The following is a 9795-nucleotide window of genomic DNA, read 5'->3' on the forward strand; positions in this document are numbered from 1 at the left end:
CAGCAGCCCTCGTGCCGCGTCTGGCGTTGATGGACGAACTTCCGACGCGTACGTCAGGCAAGGTCGACCGCAATGCGCTGCCGTGGCCGTTGCCCGGCGCCGGTGAAGATGCCGGGGCCGCGTTGGGCCTCGACGGCACCGCTGCCTGGGTTGCCGGCCTGTGGGGATCGATCCTGGGAGCCCAGATCACCGGACTCGACGACGACTTCTTCGAAGTGGGCGGCGGATCCCTCTCTGCTGCTCAGTTGGTGACCGCCCTGCGCGAGCGGTTCCCAGAAGTGACCGTCGCACAACTCTACGACCATCCGCGGTTGGGATCGCTCGCCGAATATCTCGACGAATTGGCACCTACCGAAACTGTGGAGCCGCGCATCGTCGCTCCGACACCCTTGAAGACTCAGCTCGCGCAGATCGCCGTCACCGTTCCACTCACGCCGCTCACCGGACTGCAGTGGGTGACGTGGCTGGCGATCGCGAACAACGTCCTCGGCTGGTTCGTCGACGTCCGCTGGGCGCCCACGGTCTCGTGGTGGTGGATCCTGTTGGCGTTCATCGTGTTCATCACGCCGATCGGCCGTATGACCATCGCCGTCGTCGGGGCGCGCCTGCTCCTACGCAAGTTGGAGCCAGGAACGTACCCGCGAGGTGGTAGTGAACACCTGCGTCTGTGGATAGCGCTGCGACTCACCGAAGCCAGTGGCGCAGCCAACCTTTCGGGCGCACCGTGGATGCTCTACTACGCCCGCGCCCTCGGCGCCGACATCGGCAGCGGCGTCGATCTCCACACCCTTCCTCCCATCACCGGCATGCTCGAACTCGGTGACGGCTGCTCCGTCGAACCCGAAGTCGACCTCTCGGGCCACTGGATCGACGGCGACGTCATCCACATCGGTGAGATCAAGATCGGCGACGGCGCCTCCGTCGGTTCACGCTCGACGCTTCTGCCCGGCGCGCGTATCGGTCGCGACGCCGTCGTCGAACCCGGATCTGCGGTGTTCGGCCGAGTGAAGGCAAACCAGCAGTGGGCCGGCTCCCCCGCCACCAAGGTCGGGAAAGCGAATCATCCTTGGCCTGCCGAACATCCGAAGCGTGCACCCGGCTGGGTGCCGGTATACGGTGTCACCTCGGTCTTCCTGGCCGGTATGCCGATCTTCGCGCTGATGGCCGGGATCGCATTGATCGGTTGGTGGATTCGCGACACCGACACGCTCGCGAGCGCAGTGCTCCAATCGCTGATCATGCTTCCCGTCGCGACCATCCTGAGTTTGCTCGTCTTCGCAGTCATCACCCTTGTGGCCGTTCGTCTTCTCTCGATCGGGCTGACCCCCGGCTACCACCCTGTCCGCAGCCGCATCGGCTGGCAGGTGTGGGCGACCGAACGCCTGCTCGACTCGGCCAGAACCTTCCTCTTCCCGCTCTACGCGAGCCTGCTGACGCCGGGATGGCTCCGCCTCCTCGGCGCCAAGATCGGCAAGAACGTCGAAGCATCCACCGTGCTCCTCCTTCCCAAGTTCACGACGGTCGCCGACGGCGCATTCCTCGCCGACGACACCATGGTTGCGAGCTACGGCCTCGGCGGCGGCTGGATGCACATCGAACAGGCCAAGATCGGCAAGCGTGCGTTCCTCGGCAACTCCGGTATGACCGCCCCCGGTCGACGCGTCCCCAAGAACGGTCTGGTGGCGGTTCTGTCGGCTACCCCGTCCAAGGCCAAGTCCGGATCATCGTGGCTGGGTAGTCCACCGGTACGTCTGAGAAGGGCTGCCGGGGACACCGACGCCGCCCGCACGTTCAATCCGCCGATGCGACTCAAGATCGCCCGCGGAGTGGTCGAAACCTGCCGACTGATCCCCGTGATGGTCACGTTCGGCATCGGTCTCGGTGTTCTGTTTGCACTCGAAGCACTGGTCGGCGCCGTCGGATTCTGGTTCGCGGCTCTGTTGAGCGGCGTAATTCTGCTCGTCGCCGGAGCAGTGGCGGGCGCGATCACCATCGCCGCCAAGTGGATCGTCGTCGGGCGCATCGCCAAGGTCGAGCATCCGCTGTGGAGTTCGTTCGTCTGGCGCAACGAGGTAGCCGACGCGTTCGTCGAAACCGTCGCGGCGCCGTGGTTCGCTCGCGCAGCGACTGGTACTGCCGTACTCAACATCTTCTTGCGTGGGCTCGGGGCCAAGATCGGCAAGGGCGTTTGGTGTGAGTCGTACTGGCTACCCGAGGCAGATCTTGTGACTTTGGGCGACGGAGCGACAGTGGAACGGGGGTGCGTCGTGCAAACTCATCTCTTCCATGATCGGATCATGTCCATGGACACCGTCACCTTGGGAGCAGGAGCAACGCTGGGACCGCATTGCGTCGCGCTACCCGCAGCCGGCATCGGCGCGGGAGCGTCGGTAGGGCCTGCATCTCTGGTGATGCGAGGTGACACCGTTCCGCCCTCCACCCGCTGGCAGGGCAACCCGATTGCACCGTGGGTGGCGTCGTGAAGCCGAACCGAATGCTCGAGGAGCCGATCGATCCGTACCTGCCGCTCAACGGCAACCGCGGGTACCGCGTGTCCCGGTACGAACTGGAACTGACGTACAAGGTCTTCAGCAACCGTCTCGCCGGCAAAGCTGTCATCACCGCTGTCACCACCGCGAGCCGATCCAAGTTCAGCTTCGACCTCGCGCAGAACCTGCAGGTGTCCAAGGTGTCCGTCAACGGTGCCCGCGGCACCAAGTACGCGCACTTGAACAACAAGCTGATCCTCACGCCGTCTACCAAGATCCCCGCGGGCGGTGCCCTGTCGGTCACCATCGCGTACAGCGGCAACCCCGAGCCGATCAAGAGCCTGTGGGGCGAAGTCGGCTGGGAGGAACTCGACGAAGGAACTTTGGTCGCAAGTCAGCCCAACGGCGCGGCGTCCTGGTTCCCGTGCGACGACCATCCGATTTCCAAAGCGTCGTACCGCATCTCGATCACCACCGATTCCCCGTTCTATGCCCTCGCCAACGGCAAGCTGATCCGCAAGCAGACCCGTGCGAGTCAGACGACGTGGGCCTACGAGCAGACCGAACCGATGGCAACCTACCTGGCAACCATTCAGATCGGTCAGTACGAGCACCGACAAGTGAGCGCCGGGCCGGTACCGGTCTTCGCCGTTCACCCACCTCGGCTGCGAGCAGCGTTCGACGTCGACTTCGGGCGCCAACCCCAGATGTTGGAGGTCTTCGGAAAGCTGTTCGGGCCGTATCCCTTTGCCGACTACACCGCTGTGGTCACCGACGACGAACTCGAAATCCCCATCGAAGCGCAGGGACTCTCGATCTTCGGAGCCAACCACTGCACAGGCAGGCGCGGTTCCGAACGTCTTGTCGCACACGAGCTTGCCCATCAATGGTTCGGCAACAGTCTCACTCTCGGGCAGTGGTGCGACATCTGGCTGCACGAAGGCTTTGCCTGTTACGCGGAGTGGATCTGGTCCGAGAATTCCGGTGGCCCGTCCTCGAACCAACTCGCGACAAACGCCTATCAAGGGCTCGGGCGTAAATCTCAGGACTTGATCGTCGCCAATCCCGGGCCTGCCCTGATGTTCGACGATCGAATCTACAAGCGGGGCGCATTGACTCTGCACGCCCTGCGCGGCGTTCTCGGAGACGAGAAGTTCTTCGAACTGATCCGTCAGTGGACCACGAAGCATCGGCACAGCACGGTCAGCACCGAGCAATTCACCGATCTCGCTTCACGTTTCACCGACACTCCATTGCGCCCACTCTGGGATGCATGGCTGAATCAGCGCTCCCTGCCTCGTCTCTGACGCTCTCTCACCGCGATATCACCACGCCGAAACATTCCGAATGCGCCGATTAGCTTTGTCATACCTTTACTATAGAGGTGGGCCGAGGGACGACCCCGACAACACAATTCTCAGGGCACGCTTCCTCGACAGGTAGATCGGGGGATCGATGTTCGTTGTATTCACAATATGTTTCGTGATCGGGGTCGTCGCCCTGATCGGAGCCTTTGCCGTCGGCGAGGTTGCAGATCTGGGCGGCGGCCACGCAGACGGGCTGCCATTTCTGAGCCTGACAACTTTGGCCACAGCACTTTTCGGCTTCGGCGCCGGCGGCGTAGCTGCCGCTCTCGCGGACGCTCCGACGTTGGTAGCGGTGATTGCAGCACTCGCACTCGCCGCCGTGCTCGTTGTCGTCACGCGCGGCCTACTTCTCCCCTACCTCCTTGAGCAACAAGATAATTCGCACATCGGACGAGCTTCGTACTCCGGGCTATTGGGCACGGTCACCCTCACCATTGCAGCCGAAGGTTGGGGAGAAGTCTCGTTCGTCGACGCCGAAGGCAATCGCGTGCAGGCCAAGGCCGTCAGTGCACAGCCGATGGCGCTCACCACCGGCACCACCGTCTACATCGCCGATGTAGACGATCAATACCTTCACGTCGTCACGGTTGACGACGCGATCTAAGGACTCGATACATGCTGCCAATCATCATCATTGCGGTTGTAGTCGCAGTAATCATCTTCATCGTTCTCCCCGCGATCTACGTGAAGAACTACGTCAAGGTCCCGCCGAACGAAGTGGCGGTCTTCACCGGACGAGGCAAGCCGAAAGTCGTCCGCGGCGGAGCCCGGTTCAAGATTCCGGGAATCGAACGCGTCGACATCATGTCGCTCGAGCCGTTCAACGTCAGCATCAATCTCAAGAATGCGCTCTCCAACGACGGTGTTCCGGTCAACGTCGAGGCAGTCGGCCTGGTACGAATCGGTTCCGCCGACGAAGCGGTTCAGACAGCGGTGCAACGGTTCCTGACCTCCGACCTGGACGAACTCCAGCAGCAGATCAACGAAATCCTCGCCGGCAGCCTGCGCGGAATCACCGCAACCATGACGGTCGAGGATCCGAACTCCAACCGCGATTCGCTCGCACGCAGCGTGGTCGAGGAGGCAGGCGGCGACCTCGCACGCATCGGCATGGAAGTCGATGTCATCAAGATCGCGGGAATCTCCGACTTCAACGGCTACCTCGAATCGCTCGGTCAGCGCCGCATCGCCGAGGTCAAACGTGATGCCGCGATCGGAACTGCTGAAGCAGAGCGTGATTCGCAGATCCAGTCGGCAAAGGCGCGACAGGCAGGCTCCGTCGCACAGGCCGAGGCCGACACTGCGATCGCGAGTGCAAATCAGAAGCGCGACGTCGAACTCGCTCGCCTTCGAGCACAGACCGAAGCCGAGAACGCCGAAGCCGACCAGGCCGGACCACTCGCGCAGGCAACGGCCGAGAAGGCCGTCGGCATCGCACGTGAGCAGGCCGAGGCGGCCCGCGTCGAAGCTCGCACCGAGGTCGAGCGTCGTCGCGCCCAGCAATCGGAAGCGGCATTGCAGGCAGATGTCATTGCACCGGCCGAGGCCGAACGCCAAGCCTCCATCGCACGCGCAGAGGGTGAGCGACAGGCCGCGATCCTCCGCGCCCAGGCACAGGCCGAGTCAGCAAGGCAGGCCGGCGGGGCTCAGGCCGATGCACGAAAGCTCGTCGCCGACGCTGTTCGCTCCGAGCAGCAGGCTGATGCCGACGGCCTTCGAGCACGTCTGGAAGCCGAAGCTGACGGCCGCAAGGTAGCGGCCGACGCCGTTCGCGCCGAACAGCAGGCCGAAGCGGATGGTTTGCGCGCCAAGCTCGAAGCCGAAGCTGCCGGTAAGCGTCAGATCGCCGAGGCGCTCAATTCCTACACCCCGCAGGCCGCGCAGTTGCTCACTCTGCCTGACGTTCTGGCAGCACTGGTCGACGCCACCGCAGCAGCAGCGAAGCCGGTCGGCGACATCGATCGGATCTCCATCGTCGGCGGCAGCGACGGGGCGCAGGGTTCGATCGGCTCGATCCTGGGCATCAGTCCCCAGGTGATTGCCGGTGTCATCGAAACTCTCGAAAGCTCAGGCGTCGATATCACCGGTTTGCTCAACGGCCTGAACAAGACCGCATCGGTTCCGGCTGGTTCGGTACACAATTCGGTCCACAATTCGGAAAACGGTTCCGCAACCGTAGACGCGTGATTTCGCCCCGGTCCGCCGACTCTCGCAGGAGTCGGCGGGCCGGCTTCACGCGCTCGGAAGATGTGAACGCGACTTGAAGAGAATCAGAATCAAGCAGGCAGCGGCGGCGGCTGATCCGAACAGCAGAGTCACCGTGTAGCTCAGTGCCGGAATGCTTTCCGACAGCATCGCCAGCAACGCAGGCACCGCGAACCCGATGTAGGTGATCGAGTAGAACACCGCGGTCAATCCTGCCAGATCGTCCGGCCCCGCGATTCGCTGGATCTCCAGCAACCCGGACACCAGTGCCATGCCGTACCCGCAACCGAGGATCGCTGCAGCCACGATCGCGATCGCCACGGTCAGCGTCGACGCAACCAGAGCAGCACCGGCCATACCGACCACCAGAAACACCAGAGCCACAACGGCGCCACGAGCACTGCGGTCGGTGTCGATCTTGCGCCCCAACGACTGAATCGCGAATCCGCATGTCAGCGCGACCATGCACAGCAGAGCCGAAAAGGCCACGGGCGCATCGCCACTGTGCCCGGTCATGAGCGCCGGAATAACTGCATACGCGACACTGGCGGCACCGAACACCCACGGCGCCAACGGAACGACGACGTAGAGGAATCTGCGGTGACCTGCCGAGGGGATCTTGAGGTCGTCGATCAACCTGCGACGGTCGGATTTCGCCTGTGCCGGTCGTGTTTCGGGCGCACGCCACAGCGCCATGGCGGCGAGGACGGTGATCGCGATGTGCAGCACGTACGCCAACACACTCGGCATGGGCGCCCACTGCGCCAAGATTCCCGCAGCACCCGCTCCCAAGGCGAAGCCCGCGGTCAGACTCATCGCTGCTCGCCGAGCACCTGCGCCTTCCGACGCCGTCGGATCCCAAGGTTGCGTGGACAACTCCTTGACCCAGGAGCCGCCGACGGCCATACCGATCCCCAAGGCGATGCCACAGAGGATTCTTCCCAGGATGAGAGCAGCGGCGGAGTCCGCCCCGAAAGCGAGCAGCGTCGAACCGGCGATCGCGATGATCGGCGCGGGGAGCATGATCGGGCGTCGACCCAATCGATCGGACAGCGGGCCGCCGAGCAGCAGGGCCGGCACAATTCCGACGACGTAGGCGAAGAGGAAGAAATCGACCATCACCGGCGAATAGCCGTGGTCGAGTCGGTACATCACCAGCAGTGGGGTGAATTCGTTTCCGCCCCAGGCAGCGGCGAACATACTGGCGGCAACGGTCAGCCACAGCCACTTTCCGCCGGAGAGGCGTTCACCCTCGAGACGAGTTTCGGCCGCGGTCCCAGCGCCGATCGTTTGGGTGCTCATCACAGAGTTCCTTCGAAGCCGAGGCCGTGGACCTGGCGCATGTGTGTGAGGACGGCAGTGTTGTATCCGTCGGCATCACCTGTGTCGACGAGGTCGGTAAGCGCGGTGTGATCGGCAAGGATGCGCGAGAGTTGGCCAGGGTCGCGTGAGATCGACCGGGCTGTCATCCGTCGTTGCCTGTCGCGCAGACTCGCGTAGAACGAGTCGAGCAAAGGGTTCCCACCGGCGGCAACGATCATCTTGTGGAAGTCGGCATCGATTGCGCTGAACGCGGCCACGTCCCCGCGATCAGCAATCTCACGTTGCTCGATCAGATTCGCGCGCAACGCTGCGACAAGCGCTTCCCGTGCGTGCGGTCGGACCGACACCACTCGAACGCTCTGAGTCTCGACGAGCTGTCTGGCACTGACTACGTGTTCCGCTTCCCCATCCGCGACCGGGACGATCAGCGCCCCCTTCTTCGGATAGAGGCGCATCCAACCTTCCGATTCGAGACGCAGAAACGCCTCACGCACCGGCGTTCGGCTCACATTGGTCCGTGCAGCGATGTCACCCTCACTGATCAGCTCCCCGCCGGCGAGCTCGCCGGAAAGGATCAGCTCCTTGACTTCGCGGAAGACGGTTTCGGAAGCGGAATACAACATAGACACAAGATGTATTTATACTCCACGCTGGCGCAACGCAGACATCCGGGTCGCCGATCCGAACATCTCGGTCCGATGCGGCATCGATCCAGTTAGCATTGCAAGGTGCCAGACAGAAGAGGAATCAGTTCGCGATGAATGGCGCACGCTCCGGCCTTCGAAGACTGACGCACTCATGACATCGCAGATGAAGTCGATGAGGACGCTGACCCGCGAGTGGTTGATACTTCCCGATCAATACGACCGCTTCACTCGCTATCTCCGCGACAACGGCCTCACGACCGCCACCCGGCTATTACTTGGCATCATTGTCATCGGACTGGGAGTGTGCGCACTACTGAACAGATTCAGCCCTGCCGGTCCGACAAGCACGATTGCGCTGTTCTTCAACACTGTTGTCGTGATCTCGTGCTTCGTAGTCGGAGTCTCATGGTGGGCCTTCGGCCCCACAAAGCGTCGCTCGTTCGGTTTCGTGGTCTTCTGCGACATCGCGGTCACGATCTCCGTCGTTGGAGATTCCTCCCAGCTCGCACGATTGCTCACCTGTGTCATTTTTGCTCTGGTCGGCATCTACATCGCCTACTTCCACAACCCGAAGTTGCAGATCGCGCACATAGCTTTTTCGCTTCTTGTAATCGCGGTGGCTGCGCAGCCAATTCTGTTCGGGCCGGATCGCGATCCAGCCCTTGGTGTTTCGAAAGTACTGGTCGTCATCACCGCGTTGGTGGTCTGCGCATTCATCTCGCAGATCGTGCTGACGATGCTCAGCATGGATGCTTCCAGTTCCGACCTCGATCCTCTCACCGGCCTCTTGAACCGTCGTGGCCTCGACCGCCACGTCGAGAAGGTACTCGAGGGGTTCCAGCGTCAAGAATCTGCGGCACTACTCGTGATCGCGATCGACATCGACCGGTTCAAGACGATCAACGACGTGCACGGCCACGACGTCGGCGATCGCATCATTCTCCGGGTATCGCAGCGGTTATCCGCCTGGGCACACGCCGATGCTGTCGTCGCGCGGGTCGGCGGCGACGAATTCATCCTCGTTCAAAGACTTTCCGTGCCAGCCATCGGACCGATGCTCAACTCGATCGGACCGGCAATGCACTCGAATACCGACGAGATACCATCGACGTCGAGCATCGGAATCGCCGTGCGTACCCACAAATTCGTCGCCGGAGAAGACCGCGCAGCAGCGTTCACGGACATGCAGAAAGTCGCCGATTCGGCGATGTACGAAAGCAAGAGACTCGGCGGCGGACGCGTTCACACGATCGTCACCACCGCCGGCAGGTAGCAGTACGCACAATTTCAGTAGTAGACCGGCCCCGGCACTCCTCCACCCGCTGCCACTGCGTCACCGGTGATCGCGATGCTTCGCGGCGATGCCAGGAAGGTCACGACGTCGGCTACTTCTTCTGCATCGATGATCCGGTGTATCGAGTTCGTCGCGATACCACGCTCCACCTCTGCCTGCGAGCGGCCGGATTCTTCCGACTCGCGCGTAATCCGTGCGGTCAACCTCTCGGTCCTCGTCACGCCCGGATGGACGACGGTGACGTTGATTCCCTTGGGGCCCAGCTCGTCCGCAAGATTCTTGGTCAGTGCAGACACACTGACGTTGCGGATCGTGTGGGCGATCGAAGTGGCCTGTCTGGCACCCAAACCGCTGATGTTGATGATCCGACCCCAACCCTGATCGATCAGATACGGCGCCACAGCGCGCGCAGTTCGCAGGTACCCCAGCACTTTCACTTCGACTTCGTCTCGCACGACGTCGTCGGTGGT

General features: G+C 62.6%; 8 protein-coding genes. 5 read left to right on the plus strand and 3 right to left on the minus strand.

Annotated features, from left to right (window positions below; translation table 11 throughout):
• From A2J01_RS00760 to A2J01_RS00775, 4 genes are all read left to right on the plus strand, one after another.
• On the plus strand, positions 1–2483 hold a 2483-nt coding region (locus A2J01_RS00760), incomplete at its 5' end, for a Pls/PosA family non-ribosomal peptide synthetase (RefSeq protein ID WP_231915444.1).
• 11 nt (positions 2484–2494) lie between these two features.
• On the plus strand, positions 2495–3796 hold the full coding sequence (locus A2J01_RS00765) for a M1 family metallopeptidase (protein WP_064111492.1): 1302 nt from the start codon (positions 2495–2497) through the stop codon (positions 3794–3796).
• 148 nt (positions 3797–3944) lie between these two features.
• Positions 3945–4460, plus strand: coding sequence for a DUF1449 family protein (locus A2J01_RS00770; protein WP_064111480.1), 516 nt, complete (start codon positions 3945–3947; stop codon positions 4458–4460).
• A gap of 11 nt (positions 4461–4471) precedes the next feature.
• Positions 4472–6043, plus strand: a complete 1572-nt coding sequence (locus A2J01_RS00775; protein WP_064111482.1) for a flotillin family protein — start codon at positions 4472–4474, stop codon at positions 6041–6043.
• Positions 6044–6088: 45 nt separating this feature from the next.
• Here the strand turns inward: A2J01_RS00775 and A2J01_RS00780 are convergent, their stop codons facing one another.
• Entirely contained in the window at positions 6089–7363 is a 1275-nt protein-coding gene (locus tag A2J01_RS00780) for an MFS transporter (protein WP_052959811.1), read from the minus strand.
• On the minus strand, positions 7363–8007 hold the full coding sequence (locus A2J01_RS00785) for a GntR family transcriptional regulator (RefSeq protein ID WP_007727164.1): 645 nt from the start codon (positions 8005–8007) through the stop codon (positions 7363–7365). Before A2J01_RS00785 ends, A2J01_RS00780 begins: the two co-directional genes overlap by 1 nt.
• 175 nt (positions 8008–8182) lie before the next feature.
• Between A2J01_RS00785 and A2J01_RS00790 the strand changes: the two genes are divergently transcribed.
• Positions 8183–9304, plus strand: a complete 1122-nt coding sequence (locus tag A2J01_RS00790) for a GGDEF domain-containing protein (protein WP_064111490.1) — start codon at positions 8183–8185, stop codon at positions 9302–9304.
• A 14-nt stretch (positions 9305–9318) separates the two neighbouring features.
• Here the strand turns inward: A2J01_RS00790 and A2J01_RS00795 are convergent.
• On the minus strand, positions 9319–9795 hold a 477-nt coding region (locus A2J01_RS00795; RefSeq protein ID WP_156519132.1), incomplete at its 5' end, for an SDR family NAD(P)-dependent oxidoreductase.

This window comes from Rhodococcus sp. EPR-134, from assembly GCF_001647205.1.
GTDB classification, from domain to species: domain Bacteria; phylum Actinomycetota; class Actinomycetes; order Mycobacteriales; family Mycobacteriaceae; genus Rhodococcus_F; species Rhodococcus_F qingshengii.